Origin of the sequence: Moraxella sp., from assembly GCF_024227015.1 — a bacterium.
GTDB lineage: Bacteria > Pseudomonadota > Gammaproteobacteria > Pseudomonadales > Moraxellaceae > Moraxella.
In genome coordinates, this window is record NZ_JAAELD010000075.1 from 1 (window position 1) to 517 (window position 517).

The 517-nt window shown below is 46.0% G+C and carries 2 protein-coding genes; both read left to right on the forward strand.

Annotated features, from left to right (window positions below; genetic code table 11):
• A partial coding sequence (locus GY683_RS01590) for a 50S ribosomal protein L35 (RefSeq protein WP_297287089.1) occupies positions 1-132 on the forward strand: 132 nt, incomplete at its 5' end.
• Between the two features lie 15 nt (positions 133-147).
• Positions 148-517, forward strand: a 370-nt coding sequence (gene rplT / locus GY683_RS01595) for a 50S ribosomal protein L20 (protein ID WP_297287088.1), incomplete at its 3' end; no start/stop codon positions are given.

Consider the following 517-nt stretch of genomic DNA (forward strand, 5'->3'; position numbering starts at 1 on the left):
AAGCGCTCACAATCTCATCTTCGTCATATCCTGACCAAGAAATCCACTAAACGTAAGCGTCATTTGCGTTCACAGGAATTAGTTCATTCCAGTGATAAAGCATCGATCCAAAAAATGTTGCCTTACGCCTAATCAGGAGACGAAACAATGCCTAGAGTAAAACGCGGCGTTACCGCAAAAAAACGCCACAAGAAGATATTAAAACAGGCCAAAGGTTATCGTGGTGCACGAAGCCGGACTTATAAAGTCGCCAATCAGGCGGTCGCCAAAGCAGGCCAATATGCCTATCGAGATCGCAAAACGCGCAAGCGCGTATTCCGTCGTTTATGGATTGCCCGCATTAATGCAGGTACTCGTGCAAATGACATGAGCTATAGTGTATTCATGAATGGCTTGAAACGTGCTGAAATCGACCTGGATCGTAAGGTTCTGGCGGATATCGCTGTGAATGATAAAGAAGCATTTGCTGAGTTGGTCAAGCAGGCAAAGGCAGCAATGTCGCCTGAGATCAAGGAGT